The sequence below is a fragment of the Rhodococcus sp. NPDC078407 genome, from assembly GCF_044542515.1.
Classification (GTDB): domain Bacteria; phylum Actinomycetota; class Actinomycetes; order Mycobacteriales; family Mycobacteriaceae; genus Rhodococcoides.
Map to the genome: position 1 here is coordinate 3,001 of NZ_JBITUQ010000034.1, position 25,105 is coordinate 28,105.

Genomic DNA, 25,105 nt, shown 5'->3' on the forward strand with positions numbered 1-25,105 from the left:
ACGACAACCCGTGCGGGCACGAGATGGTGCGCGCCACCCTCGCCGGTATCCGCCGCGACTACGCGTCGGCGGGGGAGCGGCCCCGCAATCCGCGCACCGTTGCTGACCACAGACATCACCACGATCGTCGAGTACTCGCGTCGCAGTGCGATCGGGTGGGCGTCGGAGGTCCTCGAACGGCGCGACACCGCGCTGCTGCTGATGGGCTACACCGGCGCGTTTCGGCGGGGTGAACTCGTGGCGCTCGAATGTCGTGATGTACGCCGCGACCGTCTCGACGGTGCTCACGTACGTATCCGGAAGTCGAAGACCGACCAGGACGGCACCGGAGCAGTGAAGGCGTTACCGTTCACTGACCGCTACGAGTCATGTCCGGTCTGCGCGTGGGTGCGTTGGCTGCAGATCGTCGCAGCGTTCGACACCGGCGGCAGAGTTGCTGTCATCCGAATGCTCGCCCGCGCAGTGGAATTCGACTCCCATATCTGTCGCGGCACCCTTCCTGTGGTCGAGAAACGGTCCCCTCTGTTTCGGTCTGTCCGCAAGAACGGCAACCTCTCCGACGCAGCCCTGTCCGGAGCCGCGGTGCACGCGGCATCCGCCGCCGCGCTACTCGAGCTGGATACGACCCCGTCACCGTCGCTCAGCTTGGCGGGCATTCCCTCCGTTCCGGCTTCGTCACGCAAGCTTTCCGCAACGGAGCTGAGGCGCATGCGATCATGCGCCAAACCGGGCACACCACACCCGCAATGGTCGAAACATATGCCCGCGAGCACGCCCCTCTGGTCGGCAACGCGGTCACCGAGCTCGGCCTATGACCGGGCACCCGACCGAGCCAGTGACCGGCGGCGGGTCGACCGGGGCAGATGCTGACCACGACGACCGCCCTTGTCCGATACGACCAGCGGACATCACGAACACGTCGATACCGAGGCGGGATCGGCACACGTGGTCACTGTTCGAGGACTGGTGCACCGCCCATGGCGAACCCTCACTGGCGGCCTCTCCGGAGTCACTTGCTCGGTTCCTCCACGCGCACCCCGCCGCGTCGACGACCCAACGCCGCCGGATCGCGGTGATCGACACCGCTCATCATCGGCATCTGTTACCTCCTCCCGGGCGCGCTGAGACCGTCCGGGCTGCGCTGGACGTGGCGCGTACGGCGCGCCTGCACGAGCTGGCAGCCGTGATCGGCGGAATCATCGCGCGGCTTCCCGAATCCGGTTGGCCGTCAGAACTGTTCGCGCGGCGAGACGCCCTCGTCCTGATCTTCGCTTCGACCGGTCTGCCGTACACCCAGATCGCGGCCCTGCGGGCATGCGATGTCACCGCCGATGCGGGTCTCGACGCCCTTCGCATCGAGACAGGCATCGGCGTTCATACCCTCACCTCCCTCGCGCTGGCGGGGACGGGCATTTCTCCGCGCACGGTGTACCAGCGCTGGTGTGAGGTGCTCGGCCATCAGACCCAGTATCCGAGCACCCGAATGCTCGCCGACGCTCTCGATGCCGTGGACGGCACCGGGCTCGGCGGATACGACCGGTATTTCGACCCGGCCGGGAAACAGCCGCTGTCGACTCCTATCGACCGGTGGGGCCACACCCCGTTGGCTGCGACCCCGCTCACGTCCCGTGCGGTAGCGGGCATCGTGCGAATGCACCTGGACGGACGGGCACCCACCCACCTGCAGCCCACTGCGCGGTCACAACATCCGGAGCAGAGCACGGCACCGGATCCAGTACCGCGGGTCCTACTCGACCCCGGCTACTACGAACGCGGAACGCTTGCGCGTAGACACGCCCACGGTCTTCTCGACGACGTGGACTCCGTCCTCGCCGATGTCGAAACCCGCGCGGACAGCCTGTTGGAAGCACTCGTCGACTTTCTCGAATCGGAGACCGCACGCGTACCGGCCGACACCGTCGAGTGACAAGTGGTTGGTACTCGGGTTTGCACACACTCTTCTTCTCGCGGCAGGGAGGCGGTGACGACTCCGACATCTCCGAGATGAAGATCGACCAGGCCGCGAACGAACGAGGCATCGATCTGACCCCGTCTGTGTGGTCTACGTCGAAACCGGGTCGTCCGAGAGTCGGGGGTTTCGGAAATCTTTCGGAGAGCGTCCGGTCCAGCGTTTGAAGGCGTGAGAGAAGTTGGAGAGGTCGCTGTATCCGAGTTCGGTAGCGATCTCGCTGACCGAAACCGATCGGTCGAGGAGCCGTAGCATCGCGCGTTCGTACAACAGCGTGTGGCGGACCTTGCTGTAGGTGGTTCCTTCCTCGGCAAGCCGCCGTTTCAACGTGCTACTCGACATCGACAATGCTTGTGCAACATCACGGTTGGTTCGCTGCCCGAGGTCCTTTTCCAACAGTTGCCTCACCTTCTCTGTAGATGACATGGACCCACTTCGCTGGGCGAGTGTTCGCTGCAGATCAGCGATAGCGAGTCGATATGCGAGAGGGTCCGAGAAGCGACAAGCCTTGTCGAGGGTGTCCTCGGGTACGTGGACGAAGGAAATCGGAGCGTCGAAAAATCGGCGATTCGCCCCCGGACCTTTGTCGTGGCTCACCTCGGTCGGCTCCGGCCAGCTCAGATGGAGTGTCACCGGCGATATGTCACCGGCGAGCATGTCCAGCAGTCGTAGTAACGCCGACCCACCGTAGGTGATGACCAAGCAGTCCAGTGCGGAATCGCCTGTATGCGCAGTGAGCCCGACGATCAGACCGTAGTCGCCGGTATGGAACTGCGACTTCAACGCCGTGGAGATCAATGGCAGGTATGTCAGGAGATCGACGATCTCGGCGACCGAACCAGCGCTGATCAACGGTGAACTCAGAGGCCCGAACGATGTCAACTGGGCCTGCTCGGCAAACGCAAATCCGAGTCGAGTGGCCTGGGCGATGTCGAGTTCGGGGTAGATCTCCCGAAACCACCGTATCGGTGCCTGAACGTCATGCTGAATGAGCGTCGCTTCACTGGTTCCTTCGCGGTGCATGATCGCACGAAGCCGCGCGGCGGCGTCAGGGTCGAGTGCGCGGCGTTCGAGCAATTGCACGAACGCAAGCGGTGGCACACCCTCGTCGCTCAGCTTCACGGTGATCCCCTTGACCCGAATTCACAAGTTTATGACTCCACCGAACATAGCCGTCACCCACGTTTGCGACGACACTTTCGTCAATCGCGAAGAAAATTGAGGAGTTGACATGGCAGCTGTAATTTTCGTCGCCCACGATGGTGAGAAGCACGAGGCGGCTCTGGTCGAAGGTCGATCGCTGATGCAGATTGCAACCGACAATGCTGTGCCGGGGATCGATGGAGACTGTGGGGGCGAAACGGCCTGTGGCACCTGCCATGTGATCGTCGACCCGCAGTGGTCAGGGGAGGTGGGTCTGTCCGGTGCCGACGAGGAGGAGATGCTGGCGATGAACCCCGAGCGTGAACCCACGTCTCGGTTGTCGTGCCAGATGGTGGCCTCGGAAGCGTGGGATGGCCTGATCGTTCGAACACCTGAATTCCAATTGTGATGTGCGAAAGGCAGGCACGACAGCATGAGAGTTTCTGAGTCGATCACCGACAAGGTCCAGTCGACCATCCCGATAGGGCTGCAGATCCAGGGCGCTCATCTGTACGACAAGACCCGACGGTGGGTGACTGGCACGAATGGCAAGAAGATCTTCGTCGAAAGTCCCATCCCACCGGTCGAGGATGTCGAGCTCGCCGACATCGACCTCAGTAACCCCTTTCTTTACAGACAAGGGCGGTGGCAGTCGTACTTCGAGCGCGTGCGGAACGAGGCACCGGTTCATTACCAACCCAACAGTCCGTTCGGCCCGTTCTGGTCGGTCACGCGCCATGCCGATATCGTGGCCGTCGACAAGAACCACGCTGTGTTCTCGGCCGAACCGTTCATCGTCATCGGCGTCCCGCCCCGGTTTCTCGATATCGAGATGTTCATCGCGATGGACCCGCCACGCCACGACAAGCAGCGCGCTGCCGTCCAGGGGGTTGTCGCACCGAAGAACCTCCGGGAGATGGAGGGACTGATCCGATCGCGGGTACGGGAGGTATTGGACGACCTCCCCTTGAACGAGCCGTTCGACTGGGTGCAGAATGTCTCGATCGAGTTGACAGCTCGGATGCTCGCAACTCTTCTGGATTTCCCCTACGAACAACGCCGCAAACTCGTCTACTGGTCCGATTTGGCAACCTCGATGGAGCAAGCCAACGGTGGGCCCTCGGACAACGACGAGGTGTTCGAGGGCATGCGTGACATGGCGCGTGGCCTCAGCGCTCTCTGGCATGACAAAGCAGCCAGGAGGTCTGCAGGGGAAGAGTCCGGTTTCGATCTGATCACCATGTTGCAGAGCAACGAGGACACCAAGGATCTGATCGATCGTCCGATGGAATTTCTGGGCAACCTCGTCCTGCTGATCGTCGGTGGGAACGACACCACGCGTAACTCGATGAGCGGTGGCGTTCTTGCGTTGAACCAATTCCCCGACCAGTTCGAGAAATTGAAGGCCAATCCCGATTTGATCCCCAACATGAACTCGGAAATTATCCGATGGCAAACACCCTTGGCGTACATGCGCCGAATCGCCAAAGCCGACACCGTTCTGAACGGACAATTCATCCGCAAGGGTGACAAATTGGTGATGTGGTACGCCTCGGGTAACCGCGACGAACGCGTTTTCGAGAATCCTGATGATTTCATCATCGATCGCGCCAATGCGCGCAATCACATCGCGTTCGGATTCGGTGTACACCGGTGTATGGGCAATCGGCTGGCCGAAATGCAGCTGCGGATTCTGTGGGAGGAGTTGCTTCTCCGCTTCGAGAACATCGAGGTTGTCGGCGACCCCGAGTACGTTCAGTCGAATTTCGTGCGGGGCATCAGCAAGATGATGGTGCGCCTGACGCCTACTTCCAGCGCATGACATCGCAACGGGCGATCATCGTCGGCGCAAGCCATGCTGGGGCACAACTGGCAGCAAGTTTGCGCCAAGAAGGTTGGACAGGCGACATCGTCCTCATCGGTAACGAGTCTGCCACTCCCTATCAACGCCCCCCGCTGTCGAAGGCATACCTGGCGGGCAAATGCGTACTCGACGATATCGCCATTCGCAGCACGGACTTCTACTCCAAGCAAGGTATTCAGCTCCTGAACGCGCAGGTGGAGACCATCGTTCGGTCGGAAGGCAACGTCGTTCTCGACACCGGGGAGAAGCTGGCCTACGACAAGCTCGCGCTGTGCACGGGAGCCCGCCCTCGTCGGCTCACCGTTCCCGGGGCCGATCTCCACGGGGTCTACTACCTGCGCACCGCAGCAGACGTCGAGAGGATCCGTATGGCCACCGGCCCTGGCCAGCGGGTGGTGATCGTCGGAGGCGGCTACATCGGACTCGAGACAGCGGCATCGCTGCGCGCACTGGGCGTACAGGTCACAGTCCTCGAGGCAACTGGGCGTGTGCTCGAGCGGGTCACTGCTGCCGAGGTATCGACGTTCTTCGAGCGGATACATCGCGAACAGGGAGTCGACATCAGAACGAACGCGATGGTTCAGGGCCTGTCCGGTGACCGTGAGGTTCGTGAAGTCACCTTGGCCAGCGGAGAATCGATCCCCGCAGATCTGGTCATCGTCGGTGTCGGTGTCGAGCCCAACACCGACCTCGCCGCCGATGCGGGTCTTGTCATCGACAACGGCATCGTGATCGACGATCACACTCGGACCAACGACCCCGACATCATGGCGGCGGGGGACTGCGCGAGCCACGACATGGCCCGTTACGGCCGTCGACTACGGTTGGAGTCCGTCTCGAGCGCAGGAGAGCAGGCCAAAGTCGCTGCCTCGACCGCCTGCGGGAAGTCCAGAAAAATCGAAGCGTTGCCGTGGTTCTGGTCAGATCAGTATCACTTCAAGCTGCAGATCGCCGGCCTCAACACTGGATACGACGAAGTGGTTCTCAGCGGTGACCCCACCCGCGACAGTGACTTCACTTGCTTCTATCTCCAGGCCGGTGAGCTCATTGCCGCCGACTGCATAGGTCGCCCGCGCGAGTTCATGTACAGCAAACGGGTGATCGCCCAGCGACTCCCCGTCCAACGCGAAGACCTGATGCTCGGCGGACTCGCGCGCAACTGACCGATCCTTCGGTCGTTGTGCACACAACAGCAACCGGTTTGCTCAGAGAAGGAAACATCAGCGATGACCATGACAGACCGCCCGCCCGGGGCACATACGACGCAGCCACCACACGCATACCTGGGAGCAACGGACTTCCTCGACATCGAGCACGACTCCGTGCGGGCGTTCACCGCCGCGGCAATCGGAGATGCGAGCAGCGACCGTGACAAGGCCAGACGCCTCTTCGCCGCCGTCCGCGACAAGATCTGGTACGACCCGTACACCGTGTCGGACGATCCGGCCCACTATCGAGCGAGCTTCGTCCTCGAGACCGGGCGCGCTTACTGCGTCCCGAAGGCGGTGCTGTTGACCGCAGTGTGCCGGGCGGCGGGTATCCCGGCACTGCTCGGCTTCGCCGACGTCCGAAATCACCTGCAGACCGAGACGTTGCGCACGCTGATGGGCGGCACCGACCTGTTCGTCTACCACGGCTACAGTCGCCTCTACATCGAGGGCCGGTGGTTGAAGGCCACGCCGGCATTCAATGTCGAGTTGTGCGCTCGTTTCGGCGTGCCGCCAGTAGAATTCGACGGCGATCGCGATGCTCTCATGCATGCCTTCACCGCAGACGGAGCCCAGCACATGGAGTATGTCCGCGAACGAGGAGTCTTCGACGACCTACCCTTGAACGCGATCTTGACGGTGCTTCGGCACGCCTACGGCCCCACGATCTTCACGGGCGCTCACCCACTCGATGATGTTTTCACCGGCCGCACCCGGCCGGACGAAACTCCCGGGGATCGAAACCTTCCGCGGGAGTCTCGATGAACACACGCGGTGAGAACATACGCGCCGAACCCCGTATCGCGGCCGACTGCCGATCGGTCGGAGCTCTCTCCGCGAACAATCACGATCGTGACCATCCGGACCGCCTCGGACACCTTCGAATCGGGTGAGCCGATACCTGCTGGCAGAGCCGTGCCACATGACTCTCTCGACGCCGCGGCCGTGTTGAGGCCGACACCGGAAGTTGCACCGAACAGACGAGACCCGTTCTGCCGCTGGGGTTGCGGCCGCGGACGATGAACGACCGATCCGAACGCCTCCCCGGGCACGAGACGACGCGCGATACCCATATCCCTCTCCCGTGTGCGCAGCCGCTACCGCGAGAGCGGGCCGACAGGCGTCTACCGATGTCTCTCATTTATGCAAGGAGCGCAGCAGATGATGAACAACGCACCTCACACCCCCGCCAGGACCGTGGCGATCACAGGTGGAGCTCGCGGCATCGGCTATCAGACAGCGAAGGAGTTGATTCGGCGAGGCCACCGGGTCGCCATCGGCGACATCGACGAGGCACGTGCGAAGGAGGCCGCCGCCGAACTCGGGGTGAAGGTCGTCACCCGACTCGACGTCACCGAACCTGACTCGTTCACAACGTTTCTGGACCTGGTCGAACGTGAACTCGGACCCCTCGACATCCTGATCAACAACGCGGGCATCATGCCTACCGGCCACGCCCACGAAGAGGACGATGCAGTAACCCGGCGGCAAGTCGAGATCAACGTCCTGGGTGTCATCTTCGGGACCAAACTGGCTCTTCAGCGCATGCTGCCGCGCCGCACCGGACACATCATCAACACTGCGTCATTGGCCGGCGAGCTCGCGGTACCTGGTTTGGCGACCTACTGCGCTACCAAGTTCGCAGTCATCGGATTCACAGAGGCCGCGCGACTGGAGTACCGCAAGTCAGGGGTTCGACTGTCCACAGTCCGCCCGACGTTCACCAACACCGAACTCGTCGCCGGAACCGCCGGCGCAAAGGGATTACGCAACGCCGAGCCGGAGGAGATCGCCCGCGCGACAGCAGATCTGATCGAGAATCCACGCCCCTTCGTTCGCGTCACCCGTCTCGCAGGCGCAATGGTCGCGGCGGTGAAATTCGTCCCCCGGCGTCTGGCGACCGGACTGGGTGCGGCCCTGAACACAGATTCGGTGTTCCTCGCGGACGTCGACATGGCTGCTCGCCGAACGTATCTCGACAGAATCCGGAGCAGCTGAGCATGCCGACACGCGCGCTCGACCAACCACCCGAAAGGCAGTCACAGTGACCCCCACGACTCTGATCGAGAACTATCCCCACCGGATGGGAGGGCACTGCGGGTCAGGTGCAATGCGAGACCTTCTCCAGTGGCACGGTCTGGGATGGGACGGACCACCCGACGAGGGGTTGGTGTTCGCACTGGGTGGTGATCTGGGTTTGTCCTACCTGCGATCGGACGACCTGGTCCCACCGATGTACCTGGTCGGCCGCGGTGCCGACTTCGAGATCGACCTACCGCGCAGGCTCGGCGGACAAGTCGAGGTTCTCACGACCGACGATCCCGCTGAGGGATGGTCATGGGTTCGCGACGACATCGATGCGGGACGACCCAGTCTGGTCTGGGCCGATATCGCTGAGCTGCCCTACCTACGGGTGAAACTGCAGATGAGTCGCCACGACATCGTGGTGATCGGCTACGACGAGATCGGGGGGACTGCCTCGGTCGTCGACAACGATCGGGCCGACGTGCAGAAGATCCCGCTCGACGCGCTCGCTCGGGCGCGATCTTCCACCTCGTTCCCGCAACCGACACGTCACTGCACGTACCGAATCACATGGCCGCAGACACTGCCGCCCGTGTCGACTGCCGCGGCTGCGGCCTTCGCCCGATCCGCCGCCAGCATGCGCGCCCCATCGACACCGGGAATAGCCGACCACGTACCAGCGGCCGGTGCCGAAGGATTGGCCGCGGTCGACCGGCTGGCAACCGACGTCAAGAGCTGGGTCGACCTTCCGCCCGATGACCTCGAGACGCTGCTGTTCAGTCTCGGTGTCTTCATCGAAAAGGCCGGAACCGGAGGCGGGCTATTTCGTCGGCTTCTCGCCGACGGCTGTACCGAGATTGCACGTCTGACCGGTGATCCCGCTACCGCAGACCTCGCGGTGGCCGCCGATCACTGCGCCCAGGCCTGGACCGAAACTGCCCGTGCCGGAACACAACGCGGTCTCGATGTACGAACACGCGCAGCTGCGGTGGCCGTGTCGGCTGACAGACTGCCTGAACTCGAGCTGATCCTGGTGGAGTCCCTGGAGTCTGCTTCACACTCGCTGTCCGCCATCACGAGATGATGCCCACCGTCGTTCGATGGCGCGCGGTACACGGGGCGCATCGCACTGTGCTGCAGCTGTCGTCGCCGATACCGTACGCCCTGGCGACCTCACTGATCGGCTTGGAAGAGTCGATGACCTCTCGGCACAGTTCGTCTTTGAACTCGGTGCTGAACGATCGACGCGATCTGCTCATGCTTGTTGGACTCATGTCGGTAGATCCCTATTCCAAGCGGGTCCAGTGTCCGAATCCTTGGGCCGATCAGATCACGACGCCAGCCGCTGGGCTGCGGGGTGGATGACCCTCATCTGCAACCTCGCCGACGTTGTCAACACGCTCGACGGGGCGACCTTGGCAGGTCCCCGATAGTCGGGCCACCGTGTTCTAGATCCACGGTGTGATTGATTCAGTCGACCTCGCAGCCCTCGACCGGTTGGTGGTTGTGGGTGCATTGGGCAGCGTACGCCCCCGCAAGCGGGAGGGACCCCCAGGACGGCGTGAGGTATCCGAGTGATGAGTGCCGGTGTCGATGGTTGTGGTGGTCTTTGAAGTCCTCGATCACCACCCTCGCTTCGAGCAAGCTCGTCCAGTGATTGCGGTTGAGGCCCTCCGTAGTCGATTGTTGACGGATTCGATGTGTCCGTTGTTCCACGGCGTCCCCGGCTGGATGTAGGAGATACCGACACGGTCGCGGCAGAAATGTTGCAGCACATGGGAAATGAACTCCGGACCGTTGACCATCCGCAGCACTTGCGGCGGCCCGTCCCACAGCGCGAACGTCTTGTCGAGCTCGTCGGTCAGCCGCTGTGCGGTGATCGACCGCTCCACAATGTTCAAAAGGGACTGCCGGGTGTGTTCGTCGATCATCGACGCGATCTTGATCGCCTTACCATCGACGGTCGAATCGAACTGAAAGTCCGAAGCCCACAACACTTTCGGGGCATCGGCTTCGATCTGCGGTCATGAGCTGACGCCGGCGCGTTTGCGGGGATGGTAGATCCGAACCTGCAGACCCTCCTCCTTCCAGAGCCGGTGGACCTTCTTCTTGTTCACCGACAAGCCCCTCGTCGTGCCTCAGATGCGCCCAGTCGCGGCGGAAGCCGTGCAGTGGATGCGAGCCTGCGTACGTCCGCAACGCGGCCCTCAGGGCTGCGTCGGGGTCCGCGGGTGTTTCGGCGATCGGTGTTCGTGCGTAGGTGGAGCGGGTAAGCCCAACAGCTTTGCACGCCCAGTCGTTTCGACAGACTGAACCGTCCCGGGTTTGATGCCGCTTCGTTCTTTGTGAAGGATGAAGCACATGTCGAAGCGTTACCCGGCCGAGCAACGTGAGCGCGCGGTGAAGATGGTCCTCGACCACCTCCACGAGTACAACTCCGTGTACGGCGCGTGCAAAGCGATCGGACCGAAATTGGGCGTGGGCGCGGAGTCACTCCGGCTCTGGACACGCCAGGCTCAGATCGATGCCAACCAAGCTCCCGGTGCAACAACCGAAGAGCAGCAACGCATCAAGGAGCTCGAGCGTGAGAACCGAGATCTCAAGGAAGCCAACGAGATTCTGAAGTCGGCATCGATTTTCTTCGCGAAGGAGCTCGACCCTCGCCGCCGCAGATAGTCCAGTTCATCGATCAGATGCGTGCACAGAACTACCGGGTCGAGTCGATCTGCCGCGTGCTCACCGAGCACGGCGTGCAGGTCGCCCCACGCACGTACCGCAACTGGAAGTCAGCACCACCGTCGGCCCGCACTGTCTCCGACGCCTACCTCACCGCCGCTCTCCGCGACACGGTCGGCGAACCGGAAGAGCTCTATGGACGCCGCAAGATGTACCGCCACCTGCGCAGGAAGGGCCATCACGCCGCTGCCTGCACAATCGATCGCCTCATGACGGATGAAGGAATGTCCGGGGTCGTCCGAGGCAAACGGCACCGCACCACGATCCAGGGCGGCAAGAACTCCACACGGGCTCCTGACCTGCTCGACCGTGACTTCATATCCGAGGCCCCGAATCGGAAGTGGGTCACCGACTTCACATACACCAGAACGTGGGCGGGGTTCGTCTACGTCGCATTCGTCATCGACTGCTTCTCCCGAGCGATCGTCGGGTGGCATGCCTCGACGATCAAAGACACAGCGATGGTCACCACGGCGCTGAAGATGGCTCTGTGGCGACGAGATCACGGTGGGCACCGCGTCGGCTCAGGGCTAATTCACCACAGCGACGCGGGCAGTCAATACACGTCGATCGCGTTCGCGGAAACGCTTGTGCTCGAGGGCATTGCAGCATCGATCGGCAGTGTCGGGGATGCCTACGACAATGCGTTGGCGGAGAGCACAATTGGGCTTTTCAAAACCGAGGCGGTATCGAAGCGGAGCCCGTTCCTGAACGGCCCGCTCAAGACCATCGACGATGTCGAATTCGCCACGATGGGATGGGTCGACTGGTTCAACCAACGCCGCCTGCACAGCACCCTCGACTACCTCACACCGGATGAATTCGAGGAGGTCTACTACAGTCAAGAATCGGCACTCCGCCCGGAGATGTTGCAAGCATAGGAGCGGCAAGAAACCCGGGACGGTTCAGACTCATGGTGTACACGAGCATGTCGACAGCGCTGCGCTTGGCGGCTGGGCTCAGAATCTTCCAGTGATAATAGGAATCGACCCGCTGACGGAACGGCCTGACCCAGAATTTTCCTGGCCACGAAGCGCCTTTCGAGGGACCCGTCGACCCGACCGCCAGCGGGCCACCACAACACAACAGTGGAGCACGCGACGTACGTGACCTCATAGGAGCCTGCCGCCCCAACTCGGCCCGTCACTGGCCCGTCCGAACCTCGCGTCACACACACCCGAGGAAAGGCCACCACATGACACCACGCCTCACCCCGCAGAGGATCTACTGCGGTATCGACACCCACGAGAACACCCACCACGCAGCAATCATCACCGACACCGGAATCCTCCTCGAACACCGACAATTCGAGACCACTGCAACAGGATACGAGGAACTGGTCGCCTGGATCCGCCTGCACGGCGACCCGATCTCGGTTGGTATCGAAGGCACCTCCTCCTACGGTGCCGGCATCAGCCGCCACCTCCGTCGCCGCAAGATCAAAGTCGTCGAGGTCCCACGACCGAATCGCAAGCTCCGCCGCAGCGTCGGCAAAAGCGACCCCATCGACGCCGAAGCCGCCGCACGCGCAGTCCTGGCCCGTCACCAACTCTCCGAACCCAAACACGGCGACGGCCCAATCGAAGCAATCCGAGCGCTTCGTGTCGCGCGATCCAGCGCCGTCAAATCCGCAACAGCCTCGATGAACGCTATTCGTTCCATGCTCGTCACCGCCCCCGACGCACTGCGCGCACAGCTGCGCGGCTACAGCACCACCGCACTCCTCGATGCCTGTATCGCCCTCGATGTCGACACCACCGCACTCACCGACCCCACCAACGCAACGATCCTGGCGCTGCGCTCGCTCGCGCAACGAACCCGCCAATTACGCACGGAAGCAGGCGAACTCAAAAAGCATCTCGCGAAGCTCGTCGCCGAAATTGCTCCCAAAACATCGGATGTGTTTGGGCTCGGACCCGACACCGCAGCCGCACTACTGGTCACCGTCGGAGACAATCCCGAACGCCTGAAGTCGGAATCATCATTTGCCACCTCTGCGGAGTAGCACCGATCCCTGCATCATCAGGCAAGACCAACCGGCACCGACTGCACCGCGGAGGTGACCGGCGCGCCAATCAAGCACTCCACACAGCAGTGATCGTGCGCCTGAGGTACAGCGACAAAGCCCGCGACTACGCAGATCGCCGCAGGTCAGAAGGCAAGACAATGCCTGAAATCATCCGATGCCAGAAACGCTATCTCGCCCGAGAAGTTTTCAGCGCACTCCGGCACGATTACCTGACTCTGGCCACTTGACATCTATAGGAGCGTCCCTTCGCTACCTCCCGCAGTGCATCTTTCTCCAGCTCGGCCTCGGCGAGCAACCGTTTGAGCTTGCCGTTCTGCTCGCGCAACTCTTTGAGTCCTTCGCGGTATCGGTGTCCATCCCGCCGTACTGACGCCGCCAGTTGTACAACGTCGCCGCCGACACCTCGAGCGCCGCCGCGATCTCCTCCTGCGTCTTGCCCGCAGCGGTCAGTTCGTCGGCACGGCGCAGCTTGCGCACGATGTCTTCGGCAGGGTTGCGTTTCCGTCCAGCCATGTTTTCCATCGTCCTATCCGCCCAGCTCATGGGCAACAAGGCTCTAAATCGAGATGGCTCCGTTCACTTGGGGACACGCCAACCTGACAGCTGATTAATCCGACGGAAGTTCCCGAAACCATGTATCAGGTACTGCACGTACCTGATACTGTGCGAACACCTTATCGCGACGAGCTACGCAGACAGAAGAGGAGAGACCAGTATCTATACAGAAATTGCTGGTCGAGCGACAGCCAGTCTTGTGACCTTTGGAAATTCGATTGCCCTCGCCGGCCAGGCACTGCGGTGGGCCGTGCGCGATATTGTCACCGGACGGTTTCCGTTTCGGGAGTTTGTCACACAGACGTGGTTCGTCATCACCGTAACGACGTTGCCAGCGATCCTGGTCGCGATTCCGTTCGGCGTTATCGTCTCGGTGCAGGTCGGAAGTCTAACCCAGCAGGTCGGGGCCACATCTATCGCCGGAGCCGCCGGTGGACTCGGGATCATTCAGCAGGGGGCACCGATCGTCACCGCGCTCCTGCTCGGTGGTGCGGCAGGGTCGGCCATCGCCTCTGACCTTGGCGCACGCACCGTCCGTGAAGAAATCGATGCCATGGAGACGCTCGGACTCAATTCGACACGTCGACTCGTCGCACCTCGATTCGTCGCGGTTCTCATCGTCGCTCCGATGTTATGCATGCTCATCGTGTTTACCGGTCTCGTGGCCGGCTACATCCTTAGCGTCAACGTCCAGGGCATCACGCCGGGGAGCTACGTCGCATCGTTCGCATCGTTCGCATCATCGGCGGACATCCTTGTAGCGCTGATCAAGTCAGTGGTGTTCGGTCTCGTGGTCGTGACAATCGCGTGTCATCGGGGCCTGTCCACGAAAGGTGGCCCCAAAGGTGTGGCTACATCTGTCAACGCCACCGTGGTCCTAGGGGTGGTGGCGTGCTTCGTCATCAACGTGTTCATCACCCAACTGACCATCATGTTCGTCCCGCAGACCATCGGATGACGGAGAACACGTGACCGCAGTACCATCCACCCGTTATACTTTTTTTACTCGTCCGATCGCGCGTGCTGTGACACCCCTCGCTGAGGTCCCCGCGCAGCTCGGGCACATTACAACATTCACCATCGACACCGTCGCCGGAATTCGGCACGTCGCAACCACCTATCGACGACAGACGTTTTTATTCATACAGGAGTTTGCCTGGGGACGAGGCGCTGTACTGGTCGGCGGGGGTACCGCGATCGTGCTTGTGATTCTCGGAATGGCTGTCGGGGCGTCCATCGGCATCCAGGGCTACGCCTCGCTAGACCTGGTCGGGATGGGGTCTCTTACGGGATTCATTTCGTCATACGCCAACACTCGAGAGTTGGCACCGATGATCGCCGCGATCGGTTTCGCAGCCCAGGCCGGCTGTCGCCTCACTGCGGAGATAGGTTCGATGCGTATCGCCGAAGAGATCGATGCGCTCGAGTCGATGGCGGTGCGGCCGATTCCGTACATCGTCAGCACGCGTGTGGTCGCGGCGATCACTACCATCATCCCCCTCTACATCGTAACGCTGATACTCAGTTTCGGCGCGGCCAAGCTGGTCGTCATCCTTCTACACGGCCAGTCGGCTGGCACCTATGACTTCTATTTCGATGCGTTCCTCAAACCGCAGGATTTGGCTTTCTCAGTCATCAAGGTCCTCGTTTTCGTGGTGTCGGTCGTCATCATCCACAGCTACCAGGGTTACTACGCCAGCGGCGGAGCAGAAGGCGTCGGCCGCGCGTCTGGTCGAGCGATCCGCAGCAGTCTCATCATCATCGTCGTGGAGGACATGATCTTAACCCTGTTGATGTGGGGTTTCGATTCGGGCGTCCAGATTTCGGGCTAGGAGTTCAAGTGGCTGTATTTCAAGATCCATCAGGACGCGCGCCCTCACTGGCGAACTTGACCCTGCGCGGGATCGGGGTTCTCGTCGTAGTGACGGTTGCCGGCTATCTTCTGGCGGGCAACGCGACCGGAAAATATGAAGACAACACGACAGTGACGATCACCACCGACGCGGTTGGTGACGGGTTGAAGGGCGGATCGGAGGTGAAGTATCGGGGCTTCACGGTGGGCAAGGTGTCCTCGGTGTCGGGGCGCGACCAAAGTATAAATGTGAAAATCGAGCTCACCGGAGTGAACGACGACATCCGGTTGCGTCAGGGCATGGCCGTGAATTACACGTCCGCCAGCGCGCTGGGGCCGACGGCACTGGAGATTGTCGACCCCGGGCGGGGAGTCCTCATCCGTGATGGCGGCAGCGTCTATGTGAGCAAGCTGCAGTCCGAACACACTTCGGTATCGACCCTGATTCGAAAACTCTCGAAGCTGGTCGATGCTCTCGATCAGCCGGCGTTCAATTCTGTGGTGAAGTTTGTCGTCGATGATTCCCAAACGTTTGCCGATGCCGGCCAGCTCATGTTCCAGATCGCGCAGCTCACTCGGGACGTTCAACAGCGGCCAGTGGGCCAGGATTTGGCGATCGCGGCAGATCTGTCCCAGGGCGTTGCCGACTTCATGACGCCGTTCGTTCCGGGCATCCTCATAAACGTCGACGTCGCTGACTTCTTCGCCACCGACGAGGCCATCAAACAGGCCACAGGCAACCTCAACAGCACCGGCGAGGTTCTGTTCGGGGGACTGGGAGGACTGTTGAGCGAAAACTACCCGGCGTTGAGTTCGGTACTGGACGTCGGCCTCGATCTGGCGAGGCCGGTCGCCAGATCGGCATCGGGACTCGCGCAGACCATTTACACCATCCCGCAGATCCTGGACAGCATCGACAACGCCACGCCGCAAGTCGGCGAGCGAGTACAACTTCAGGTCGCCCTGGTAGTGCAGACGTCACCTGCGCTGCAGAGCGCGCTTGCAGCAGGAGGACCAAGAAGATGAAGCTCAAGTCGTTAATTCCCACCATCGTCAAGATCGTCGCGTTCGCCGCAGTCATCGGCGTTCTCACCTACGTGATCATCGCCATCCTCGAACCCAGCTCGGACGGAGCGAGTTCTGAACGGTCTGCGGTCTTCTCCGATGCATCTGGGCTCAAGCCTCGCGACGGTGTGCGTTTGGCGGGAGTAAAGGTCGGTTATGTGACGGCGATCGGCCTGAAAGGGCCCACCGCGGTCGTTCATTTCCAACTGAACAACGACGTCGCGATCACGTCGAGCACCACCGCCGCCGTGCGTTATCAGAATCTTCTCGGACAGCGATATGTCGAATTGATCGGTGCGGCACAGGGAAAGACACAGGGGGCGGCGCTTACACAGGTGGCGCTCGACAAGACCGTTCCCTCATTTGATGTGTCCACCTTGTTCAACGGGTTCAAGCCGGTGTTCGACACGCTTAACGCCGACGAGATCAATGAACTGCAGTCCAACTTGTTGCGCGTTGCTCAAGGTGATGGGAGGGGTATATCGCCTGTTCTGGAGCAGGTCGCCAACATCACCGCCTACGGGGACCAGCGGTCTGAGATCATCACGAATATTGTGACGAGCCTCGGCCAGGTCTCCGACCAACTCGAAGGCCGCTCGGCGCAGCTGGTCGAACTCGTCGACCAGCTGGGATCGATCGTCGACGCCTTCAGCCGCGTGAGTGACCGGTTGCGGGAGTCGCTAGGCGAGGTCAACCGGTCCATGGAGAAAACTGTCATCGCCGGGGAGCAACTTGAGTCAACGTACGACCAGAGTTTCGCGACGATCTATCAGCGTCTGGCGCGAGAACCCGGGGAGTTGGAGGGGCTACTGAATGGCGCGGTACTGCTCAAGCCCCTTATGGACTCGCTGAACGCTTCGACGAATTCCACGCCGACTGAGGCACGATGTTCGAAAGGCCTTCTGCCCCTGCCGGATACAGCTACGATTGCGCTTATGGGGCAACGATTGGTGGTGTGTAAGTGAGGTTGTTCAGTCGAAATCGACCGCATCACCAGTCCGAACGCAGACGCGACCTCATCGTCGCCGCTGTGGTGGTGGTGACCGTGGTGGTCGGTCTGGTAATCGCCGGGACCGTGTATATCGCACCGCCCGGCCAAAAGGTGTACTCGGCTCAACTGGTCAACACCGGAGGGCTGGAGTCGGGTGATCAGGTGCGTATAGCGGGGATAAGACAGGGAACGGTGTCGTCGGTGGACCTCGCGGGAACGTTTATCACAGTCGAATTTCGACTCGACGACTCAGTGCCAGTCCGTTCGGATGCCACCGCAGCGGTTCGCCTGATCACGCCGATCGGCGGGCGAGTTCTCGATCTGGACCCAGGGTCAGGACCGACCTCGCTGTCGGGGGCGATCCCCCTTGTTCAGACATCGAGTACTTACGACATTTCGGACACGCTCGAGACGACGACGCCGGTGTTCCGCGATGTAAAGGGCGTCGATCTCCGTCAGACTGCGTCGCTGCTGCAGAATGCGTTCTCCGACGGCAACACAAACATTCCCGACGCACTGAGGAACACCAGCAGTTTGATGGAACTCTTAGAGCGACAGTACGGTCAGCTCGACAAAGCGGTCGCTCTATCCGATGAATACGTCAACGCTTTCGCCGATCAAAAACAGGTGCTGGTCGACTTTCTCCGTCAACTCAGCTTCCTTGCCAGTACGCTGGGACCTGATATCGAGAACGTCCGCGGCGGGTTCGACCTTCTCAGTCGTCTGTTCAAACTTCTCACGAGGCCGCTCGTGGCTTACAGCGATGGAATCGAACCGTCTGTCCAACAATACAAGACGCTCCTCGACAAGGTGTCGTCAGAGCTGCCAGGCTACTCCGATGCCCTGGCCCAGGTTGATCAGATTACTCAGCGCCTCGGCGTCCTCCTCCAGGCGCCGGTCGGTGCGTCGACTACCACAGAACCAGAGGTTCGTGTGTGCATTCCGAGTGGTGACGACAAATGTTGACTACATGGATCCGAAGACTGTTGCTCCTGATCGCCGTGGTGGTTGTGGTGGTCGCTAGTGTGGAAATAGGGGGGAGGGTGTCCGACGACACGCGCTCCCTGTGTGCCGAGTTCACCGACGCATCGGGCCTCTTCGAAGGCAACACAGTAGCCATGCTCGGCAAGAAGATAGGCAGCGTCGTCGGGGTGCACCAGAATAGTGATCAGTCCGGTGTAAGGATCGACATGCGGATCGACAAGAGCGTTCCGCTGCCCGCCGACGTCGGCGCGACTCTGGTGTCGACATCCATCGTGACCGAACGTCAAATCGAGTTCACCAAGCCGTACTCTGATGGAGCCCGATACGAGACGGATCAGTGCATTCCGTTGAGTAAGACGAGAACCCCGCTGGGAATCAGTCAGACGCTCGACTCGATCAGCAACTTGTCCGAGGACCTGGTCAAGGACAACGGCAGGAACACCGACGCGATCTTGCAGTCCCTCGAGCTCGTCTCCCGCAATCTAGAAGGAACGCAGGGTGACGTGGCCGGGATCATCAAGGACTCAGCCACGCTCATCAACGACCCGGCAAAGCGGGATATGCAGATTCGCAGCATCGTCGGGAACCTCGCCGCACTGACGGGGGTGGCAACCGAGAACGACAAAGAGGTGACCGCCCTCTTCGACAACTTCGTAGGTGCCATCGAGGTCATCATCGCGTTCGGCCAGACCTTCGGCGCGGCAGTCGAGTACGCGGGGACGTTCGTTCCGATCCTCTCGAGGTTCGCAACAGATTTCGGTCCCCCGATATTCGCGATCGGTGATGCTGCCGTTCCGCTCATCGCCGACATGGGAGAGCAGCCGGACATGGTGGTAGCGATCGCAGCCCGCACGGCAGACCTCATCGTGAAACACCCCGATGCCAAGTCAATTGTGCAGGCGTTCGCAGTGTCGCTGCCTTTGCGAAGCCTGGTCGGTGGCTGCGCCGCGCCGGTGGCAAACGGAGTCTGCGGGTCCAGCGATGTATCGAGGACGATCGCAGGGATGATGGGGGGAGGGGCCTGATGATCTCGGTAAATCGCGCATGCCTCGGACCCATGGTGGTCGCACTGATGGCAACGATAGTTTTCGTAACATCGTGTGGGATCAACGCCGACAATCCGCCGACGATAGCGACCTCCGACGCGGACGGTTACGACATCCAGATGGAGTTCACCAGCGCACTCAACTTGCCTGCCCTCGCAAAAGTTCTCTCGGGGGGAATCAGCGTCGGGTTCGTCGAAGATGTCACGTACGAGAACGGGCATGCGGTCGTGAAAGCTCGCATCGACAACACGACTCAGCTGCCGGGCGAATCGCGGGCTGAGCTACGTCAGGACACTCTCCTTGGTGAGATCTACGTTGCCATCCTTCCCCCAGCCGAGCCGTCGACGGGTGCCTTGCTGCGGTCGGGTTCGGTGATCCCGTTGGCACGGACCGAGCCGGCAGCAAATGTCGAGGACGTCATGCGCGGGATGTCGAATGTCCTCGGCGGCGGTGAGCTCGACAAGATCCACACCGCGATCTCGACATTGAACACCACGTTCCCCAAGGACTTGCAGCAATTCGACGCCCTGTATCAGACAACGCTGGAGACCGTCTCGGAGGTCTCCTCGAATACCGACAAACTCGACGTAGTGTTGAGGTCGGCTGATCAGACTCTGAAAGTGATCTTGGACGATCCGTCGGGAATCGACCGGATGCTGACCAAGGGCGGACGCAACTTTTCTGGCCTCGGCTACTCCCTGATCGAGGTCGCGTTACTCATCGCCAACTTGCGTGATTTCGCTGTGTCCGCGGGCAGGATCGTGGATCCGGAGTACTTACGGATCAAGGAGTCAGTGGCCGGGATCGCCCCGGTGATCGATTCGATCGCCAACTCCGACATCTACTCGAAGTCCGTCACGGAGCAGGCAACGAGCGTCATCCGCGACAAACTCATTCCATTCGTGCGGTCGCCCGACATTAACCTCTCGGACATCTCCATCGATGGTCGGGACCTAGCGCGGCGTGACGCCGAATCCTTCATAACCGTGTTGAGATCAATCGGAATGATGCCGTGAACCGCAGCAGCACGCTCATATCGATACTGGCTCTCGCCGTCGTGTTCGTCGTAGGGCTCGGCTACCTCGTCGTCGGCGTGGCACACATCAACCCCACCCGCTCCGAGTACTCGTTAACCGCCATCATCGACAGCTCAGGCGGTCTGCTGGACACATCGCCGGTGATGGTGCGGGGGGTACCCGTCGGAAAGGTGTCCTCGATCAACGTCGCGGATTCGGCAATTAAGGTCGAGATGACGATCGATTCCGACCACAAGATCCCCCAGGACAGCGAGATGTCTATCCAGAATCTGTCGCTCGCGGGGGAACAGTACATCAACTTCGTGCCCGCGGGCACGGCAACCGGTGGGTACTTCGATAACGGAGACGTGGTGCCCGCGGACGCGGTGCACGTGTCGCAATCGGTTCCCCAGGTGTTGCCAAAGTTGGCTGCAGTGGCAGATGGGCTCGACCCGGAATCGATCGAGTCCATCAACAAGACCGTCGCCGAGGCCGTCGCCGGACGGCAGGACGACCTCGACACGATCGGCGACATGATGCACCGTGTAGTCGATTTCGTCGGCAAAGATGGGTCCGTCCGGGTGACCGCGGACAACGCCGAGTTCCTGCTCGGCCTCTTGTCCAATGCCGGGGACGTCCTCAGTACGGCATCTGTACGCACCCCTGACGCCGTGAACGGGCTGGCGCGGATTCAACGGGCGTTCATCAGGTTCACAACCACCTCGTACGACAAGTGGCCTCCCGTGTTGAAGCTTGTGGAAAAGCTCAACGGCTATATTCAGATCCTGCAGCCGGATCTGCTGACGATCACCCGGGCGGTGAAACCGGCGACCGAGAAAGTTGCCGACACATACGTCGACTTCGGGTCGATCGGCGACCTCCTCGGCCGAACTTTCCCGGCGTCGCGACCAGGTCGCGCCGAGGTCCCCGTCACCGTGTCGCCGCCACTACGGTGACGCCCCGTCCGCAAGCGACTGTCACCGAAAGTACACAGAAGGTCCCACATGACAAATGACGACCGAACGAAACCGCACCCCGAGCCCACTGAGGTCGAGGACAGCGCGGCAGCAGCGACGCCGGATGGCGATCTACTGATGGACGAAAACGCCCCAGCCGCGTCCGCCGTAGCCACGGCTGGGGCTGGAGACAGCGACGTCGAACCCCCCTCGCCAGGTGGGCACCGCTGGTCAGCATCGCCGCGATCACGTGCCGTGGTGGTTTCGGCCGTGATCGTGGTGCTCGCTGTGCTGGCCGGCGTGTTCGCCTACCTCTACCTCGAGGCCGACGAAGCGAAGTCGGTATTGGAAAACGACGCCGCGCAACGGGCCGCCGCGGCGAAGGCCGCCTCGGATTACACGACCAGATCCCTGACCTACAGCTACCAGAACACCGACGCCTTTTTCGCGGCAGTCAAAGAGGACGCGGGTGAGGCTCTAGTCAAGCGGTATGACGAGGTTCGGCCGACGCTGACCCAGATTATCCAGCAGGCCCAGGTGCAGGCGTCGGGACGCGTTCTGGCCACCAGTGTCACCGGTGACACCGGTGACACCGGTGACACCGACGAAGAATACACGGTGATGGTCTTCGCGAGCCAGAAGACGCAGAACGTGCAGAATCCACAACCGAGTGAACTGCCGACATTGTTGAAGGTGGTCGTGACGAAAACCGCCCAGGGCTGGCAAATTCAGGACTATGGCCCAGCTGAATGAGGCGGCGGCTCCGCAGAAGGAGTTCCACGAAGAGCAAGATGCAGGACGGTACTCATTCTTCGACGCGGTCGCAGATGTCGGAGATGTCGGCGGGGTCGACGCCGGTGAGGAGTTGGGTGATCTCTTCGGGTTGCGGGTGCCCCTCGATCGGGTCAGTTTGCGAGTGGTCGAACACCGACATAATCGGGAATGTCGGGATTTTGCAGGCCTCCTCGCCGTGCCGACGGTCAAAGACACAGCGATGGTCACCACGGCGCTGAAGATGGCGTTGTGGCGACGAGATCACGGTGGACGCCGCGTCGGCTCAGGGCTCATCCATCACAGCGGTGCCGGCAGTCAGGGCGGATTCAACCTGTCGTCGCAACACAGTGCCGTGAAGCCGAGCGTATCTGCTCTGCAAGCACTTCCGCTGGGGTTCGCCACCCATGTGTTTTGCGCGGGCGGTTGTTGAGTGCATCCGTCACGGCCTGAACGTCACTTCGACGGTATCGAGCGAGATCGGTTCCCTTCGGAAAGTATTGTCGCAGCAACACATTGGTGTTTTCGTTCGTTCCTAGCGGCCAGGGGCTGTACGGGTCGCAGAAGTACACACGGATCCCGGTTTCTGCGGTCAACTCCGCATGACGTGCAAGCTCCGCCGCGGTCCCAGGTCACCGATCTGCGCAGGTGCTCCGGCAGCGGTGTCATCGCAGCCTGGAGTGCATCGCGGACCGACTCCGATCCGTAACCGGACAACGCCGGCCCGTTCTTCACCGGGGGCGCATCCCCGTACCCATCCTTACGTGGCAGATGCAGCAACGTGGTGAATCTGCTGGTGCGTTCGACAAGCGTACCCACTGCGGACCTGCCCAGCCCGATGATCAGACCTCACCGTTTTCGTCGCGGATCACGCCCGAGAGCACTTCCTGCACGTACTCTCGAAGAGGTTCGTGTTCAACGAGTTTGGCTACCTTGGGTCGCCTTGCCGCAAGATCGGCTTTCCATTGCGCCACTGATGTGCGGTACTCGAGCTTGCCGTCGCGGGTGGCAGCGTTGCGAGGGGATTGCGGCATCGATCCGCTGTGTCGGGATGCGTACGACAATGCGTTGGCCGAGAGCACAATTGGGTTGTTCAAGACCGAGGCAGTATCGAAGAGAAGCCCGTTCCTGAACGGCCCGCTCAAGACCATCGACGATGTCGAGTTCGCCACGATGGGATGGGTCGACTGGTTCAACCAACGCCGCCTCCCACAGCACCCTCGACTACCTCACACCAGACGAATTCGAGAAGGCCTACCACAGTCAAGAATCGGCTCTCCGCCCGGAGATGTTGCAAGCGTAGGAGCGGCAAGAAACCCGGGACGGTTCACTGACACGGCGCGCCGTCTGGTGGCGTTGCTTCACCCGCCTGGGCGCTATCGGACTGGATGCTGGGGAACGCCCCAGGGCGCAAAGCGGGTCGGTCAACCCTGATGTTCACTCTCTGCTATCGACTCAACTTCCTCGAGCGTGGTGGGGATGTGGTACGGCGGTCTGCTCGTGCCCGAGATGCGATAGCGGTCCCAGAAATCAGGGTCGCCCACGACGCACTCGGCGCGTCCCTCTGGTGTCGCAAAGACGGCAACCGTGCGCCTTCCCGAGAGGGCGGCGTGGAGCGCATCATTCTTGTCGATCCTGCCGTACCAGGTGTATAAGCCGTTGAGGGGCTGGAAATAGCCTTTGATCTTCACCCCGACAGCAATCTCCTTGCCACGGCACACCAAGGTGCCCTCGCCGGAGTAGTCGAGATCGTGGTCGTCAGACACGCAAGGCTCACTTTCTTCACATCGAACATTGACAAAAGAACGCATTGGCGCAGACACTATCAGTATCTGGTACCCGGAGTACGGGTATGAAGTCGAGACTCAGCTCGGCCCGGAACGCAACGGAGGTGTCACATGACCGTTCAAAATGTGGAGACCAAGCCCGACGTCTCAACGGAAGGAGCTGCGCGTGTCAGCGCCCGCAAGCCCGTCGACATGCAGAGATCTGCCGGCCGACTGCTGCGGGCGGCGGCCGAAAAATTCTATGACGCGGAGATCGACATCGATTGGGACTCACCCTGGGAGGAAGGAAAGTACTACCTGCCAGAGCATCGGGTCTCGCTCTACGGCACCAAGCTGTGGGAGAGAATGAGCGATGAGCAAAAGGCGGAACTCGGGCGCCACGAAATCGTCAGCATCCTCAGCTTCGGTATCTACGCGGAGAATCTGCTCAGCTCGGCGCTGCTCCGAACATCCGCCAAAGGCGCCCTGACAGATCAAAGGTCCCTCTACGCCCTTAACGAGATCGGCGACGAGGCACGTCACTCGACGATGTTCGCCCGACTGATCAACAAGACGGGCCTGGCACCGTACAAGTTGCCGAAGGGGTTCTTGAGCATCGCGAAGATCTTGCACTTTGTGCCTCTCGGCCCGTCCGTGTCCGGCGCGACTCTGCTCATCGAGGAGATCCTCGACCGCGCTCAGCGCGAGGCGATGAATGACCCGAAAATGCAGCCGCAGCTGCGCCAGCTCATGAAGATCCACGTTCTCGAAGAGGCCCGTCACATCACGTTCGCGCGGCTGGAAATGGTGGAAGGGATGCAGCGTCGCGGACGCATCTCGCGCGCCTGGCATAGAGGCACGTTGGCGGCCATTGCGAACTTTGCATACCCGTTGCTCATCAATCCGAAGGTATATCCCGATGTCGGAATCAGCCGTCTGCGCGGCCTGTGGGCGCAGCAGACGAGCCCGAACTATCGCGTCAACTTGCAGTTCATGTCCGAGCCGATGATCCGATTCTTCCACGAGGCCGGAATGATGGAGGGGAAGTTCACGATGGCGATGTGGCGCGCAACGCGCAGCCTGCCCGACGATCTGCGCTAACACGCCCGGCCCGGTCCGCGCGTCCCAC

Annotated in this window: 24 protein-coding genes and 5 pseudogenes; 23 read left to right on the plus strand and 6 right to left on the minus strand. The window is 61.3% G+C overall.

Annotated features, from left to right (window positions below; all coding sequences use genetic code 11):
- A pseudogene (locus ACIGGF_RS23565) lies at window positions 1-815 on the plus strand (site-specific integrase); the annotation flags it as partial.
- 257 nt (window positions 816-1,072) lie between these two features.
- A complete protein-coding gene (locus ACIGGF_RS23570; protein ID WP_397523528.1) occupies window positions 1,073-1,927 on the plus strand; it encodes a recombinase in 855 nt (284 codons plus the stop codon).
- Window positions 1,928-2,062: 135 nt separating this feature from the next.
- On the opposite strand, the gene ACIGGF_RS23575 is transcribed toward ACIGGF_RS23570, so the two are convergent.
- Window positions 2,063-3,091 (minus strand): helix-turn-helix domain-containing protein, encoded by a 1,029-nt coding sequence (locus ACIGGF_RS23575; RefSeq protein ID WP_397523529.1) that lies wholly within the window; start codon window positions 3,089-3,091, stop codon window positions 2,063-2,065.
- A gap of 109 nt (window positions 3,092-3,200) precedes the next feature.
- On the opposite strand from ACIGGF_RS23575, the gene ACIGGF_RS23580 reads away from it, so the two are divergent.
- The 6 genes from ACIGGF_RS23580 (at window position 3,201) to ACIGGF_RS23605 (ending at window position 9,293) form a co-directional block, all read left to right on the plus strand.
- Window positions 3,201-3,521 (plus strand): 2Fe-2S iron-sulfur cluster-binding protein, encoded by a 321-nt coding sequence (locus ACIGGF_RS23580; RefSeq protein WP_024793405.1) that lies wholly within the window; start codon window positions 3,201-3,203, stop codon window positions 3,519-3,521.
- Between the two features lie 24 nt (window positions 3,522-3,545).
- A complete protein-coding gene (locus ACIGGF_RS23585) occupies window positions 3,546-4,934 on the plus strand; it encodes a cytochrome P450 (protein WP_397523530.1) in 1,389 nt (462 codons plus the stop codon).
- Window positions 4,931-6,139, plus strand: a complete 1,209-nt coding sequence (locus ACIGGF_RS23590) for an NAD(P)/FAD-dependent oxidoreductase (RefSeq protein WP_397523531.1) — start codon at window positions 4,931-4,933, stop codon at window positions 6,137-6,139. Before ACIGGF_RS23585 ends, ACIGGF_RS23590 begins: the two co-directional genes overlap by 4 nt.
- A gap of 69 nt (window positions 6,140-6,208) precedes the next feature.
- Window positions 6,209-6,949 carry a transglutaminase family protein gene (locus tag ACIGGF_RS23595; RefSeq protein ID WP_397523545.1) on the plus strand — a complete coding sequence of 247 codons (741 nt, stop codon included), beginning with the start codon at window positions 6,209-6,211 and terminating at the stop codon, window positions 6,947-6,949.
- A gap of 396 nt (window positions 6,950-7,345) precedes the next feature.
- Window positions 7,346-8,182, plus strand: a complete 837-nt coding sequence (locus ACIGGF_RS23600; RefSeq protein ID WP_397523532.1) for an SDR family oxidoreductase — start codon at window positions 7,346-7,348, stop codon at window positions 8,180-8,182.
- Window positions 8,183-8,228: 46 nt separating this feature from the next.
- Complete coding sequence (locus tag ACIGGF_RS23605) at window positions 8,229-9,293, plus strand: BtrH N-terminal domain-containing protein (protein WP_397523533.1); 1,065 nt, start codon at window positions 8,229-8,231, stop codon at window positions 9,291-9,293.
- A 55-nt stretch (window positions 9,294-9,348) separates the two neighbouring features.
- Here the strand turns inward: ACIGGF_RS23605 and ACIGGF_RS23610 are convergent.
- Window positions 9,349-9,468: pseudogene (locus ACIGGF_RS23610) on the minus strand (transposase); the annotation flags it as partial.
- 211 nt (window positions 9,469-9,679) lie between these two features.
- Window positions 9,680-10,206, minus strand: a pseudogene (locus tag ACIGGF_RS23615) (integrase core domain-containing protein).
- 364 nt (window positions 10,207-10,570) lie between these two features.
- Between ACIGGF_RS23615 and ACIGGF_RS23620 the strand changes: the two are divergent.
- The 3 genes from ACIGGF_RS23620 to ACIGGF_RS23630 all read left to right on the plus strand — a co-directional run bounded on the left by ACIGGF_RS23620 (window position 10,571) and on the right by ACIGGF_RS23630 (window position 13,201).
- Window positions 10,571-11,826 (plus strand): IS3 family transposase gene (locus tag ACIGGF_RS23620; RefSeq protein WP_397523534.1). Its coding sequence is split into 2 segments (ribosomal slippage): window positions 10,571-10,844 and window positions 10,844-11,826, totalling 1,257 coding nucleotides; the frame shifts between segments, so codons are not numbered across the junction.
- Between the two features lie 314 nt (window positions 11,827-12,140).
- Window positions 12,141-12,950 carry a transposase gene (locus ACIGGF_RS23625; protein ID WP_397523535.1) on the plus strand — a complete coding sequence of 270 codons (810 nt, stop codon included), beginning with the start codon at window positions 12,141-12,143 and terminating at the stop codon, window positions 12,948-12,950.
- A gap of 41 nt (window positions 12,951-12,991) precedes the next feature.
- Window positions 12,992-13,201 (plus strand): hypothetical protein, encoded by a 210-nt coding sequence (locus ACIGGF_RS23630; RefSeq protein ID WP_397523546.1) that lies wholly within the window; start codon window positions 12,992-12,994, stop codon window positions 13,199-13,201.
- A gap of 22 nt (window positions 13,202-13,223) precedes the next feature.
- On the opposite strand, the gene ACIGGF_RS23635 is transcribed toward ACIGGF_RS23630, so the two are convergent.
- Complete coding sequence (locus ACIGGF_RS23635) at window positions 13,224-13,487, minus strand: transposase (protein WP_397523536.1); 264 nt, start codon at window positions 13,485-13,487, stop codon at window positions 13,224-13,226.
- A 241-nt stretch (window positions 13,488-13,728) separates the two neighbouring features.
- Between ACIGGF_RS23635 and ACIGGF_RS23640 the strand changes: the two genes are divergently transcribed.
- From ACIGGF_RS23640 to ACIGGF_RS23685, 10 genes are all read left to right on the plus strand, one after another.
- A complete protein-coding gene (locus tag ACIGGF_RS23640) occupies window positions 13,729-14,487 on the plus strand; it encodes an ABC transporter permease (RefSeq protein WP_027498258.1) in 759 nt (252 codons plus the stop codon).
- A 10-nt stretch (window positions 14,488-14,497) separates the two neighbouring features.
- Window positions 14,498-15,361, plus strand: a complete 864-nt coding sequence (locus tag ACIGGF_RS23645; protein ID WP_397523537.1) for an ABC transporter permease — start codon at window positions 14,498-14,500, stop codon at window positions 15,359-15,361.
- A gap of 8 nt (window positions 15,362-15,369) precedes the next feature.
- Window positions 15,370-16,407: an MlaD family protein gene (locus ACIGGF_RS23650; protein ID WP_397523547.1), complete on the plus strand. Its 1,038-nt coding sequence runs from the start codon at window positions 15,370-15,372 to the stop codon at window positions 16,405-16,407.
- Window positions 16,404-17,411, plus strand: coding sequence for an MlaD family protein (locus ACIGGF_RS23655; protein WP_032370847.1), 1,008 nt, complete (start codon window positions 16,404-16,406; stop codon window positions 17,409-17,411). Before ACIGGF_RS23650 ends, ACIGGF_RS23655 begins: the two co-directional genes overlap by 4 nt.
- The gene (locus ACIGGF_RS23660) at window positions 17,408-18,403 is read left to right on the plus strand and encodes an MlaD family protein (RefSeq protein ID WP_032370848.1); all 996 of its coding nucleotides are present in this window, start codon (window positions 17,408-17,410) and stop codon (window positions 18,401-18,403) included. The genes ACIGGF_RS23655 and ACIGGF_RS23660 overlap by 4 nt, the downstream gene beginning before the upstream one ends.
- A complete protein-coding gene (locus ACIGGF_RS23665) occupies window positions 18,397-19,446 on the plus strand; it encodes an MlaD family protein (RefSeq protein WP_397523538.1) in 1,050 nt (349 codons plus the stop codon). The genes ACIGGF_RS23660 and ACIGGF_RS23665 overlap by 7 nt, the downstream gene beginning before the upstream one ends.
- Window positions 19,446-20,483, plus strand: coding sequence for an MlaD family protein (locus ACIGGF_RS23670; protein ID WP_032370850.1), 1,038 nt, complete (start codon window positions 19,446-19,448; stop codon window positions 20,481-20,483). Before ACIGGF_RS23665 ends, ACIGGF_RS23670 begins: the two co-directional genes overlap by 1 nt.
- Complete coding sequence (locus tag ACIGGF_RS23675) at window positions 20,480-21,439, plus strand: MlaD family protein (protein ID WP_235172425.1); 960 nt, start codon at window positions 20,480-20,482, stop codon at window positions 21,437-21,439. The genes ACIGGF_RS23670 and ACIGGF_RS23675 overlap by 4 nt, the downstream gene beginning before the upstream one ends.
- A 270-nt stretch (window positions 21,440-21,709) precedes the next feature.
- Complete coding sequence (locus tag ACIGGF_RS23680) at window positions 21,710-22,192, plus strand: hypothetical protein (protein ID WP_397523539.1); 483 nt, start codon at window positions 21,710-21,712, stop codon at window positions 22,190-22,192.
- Window positions 22,176-22,643, plus strand: coding sequence for a hypothetical protein (locus ACIGGF_RS23685; protein WP_206489951.1), 468 nt, complete (start codon window positions 22,176-22,178; stop codon window positions 22,641-22,643). The genes ACIGGF_RS23680 and ACIGGF_RS23685 overlap by 17 nt, the downstream gene beginning before the upstream one ends.
- On the opposite strand, the pseudogene ACIGGF_RS23690 reads toward ACIGGF_RS23685, so the two are convergent.
- A pseudogene (locus tag ACIGGF_RS23690) lies at window positions 22,540-23,229 on the minus strand (IS30 family transposase); the annotation flags it as partial. The gene ACIGGF_RS23685 and the pseudogene ACIGGF_RS23690 overlap by 104 nt on opposite strands.
- A 31-nt stretch (window positions 23,230-23,260) precedes the next feature.
- On the opposite strand from ACIGGF_RS23690, the pseudogene ACIGGF_RS23695 reads away from it, so the two are divergent.
- Window positions 23,261-23,513 (plus strand): annotated as a pseudogene (locus tag ACIGGF_RS23695) (integrase core domain-containing protein); the annotation flags it as partial.
- Window positions 23,514-23,634: 121 nt separating this feature from the next.
- Here ACIGGF_RS23695 and ACIGGF_RS23700 read toward each other — a convergent pair.
- Window positions 23,635-23,976 carry a DUF4873 domain-containing protein gene (locus ACIGGF_RS23700; protein ID WP_027498244.1) on the minus strand — a complete coding sequence of 114 codons (342 nt, stop codon included), beginning with the start codon at window positions 23,974-23,976 and terminating at the stop codon, window positions 23,635-23,637.
- 132 nt (window positions 23,977-24,108) lie between these two features.
- Here ACIGGF_RS23700 and ACIGGF_RS23705 point away from each other — a divergent pair, with 132 nt between their 5' ends.
- Window positions 24,109-25,077, plus strand: coding sequence for a diiron oxygenase (locus ACIGGF_RS23705; protein WP_027498243.1), 969 nt, complete (start codon window positions 24,109-24,111; stop codon window positions 25,075-25,077).
- Window positions 25,078-25,105 lie beyond the last annotated feature (28 nt).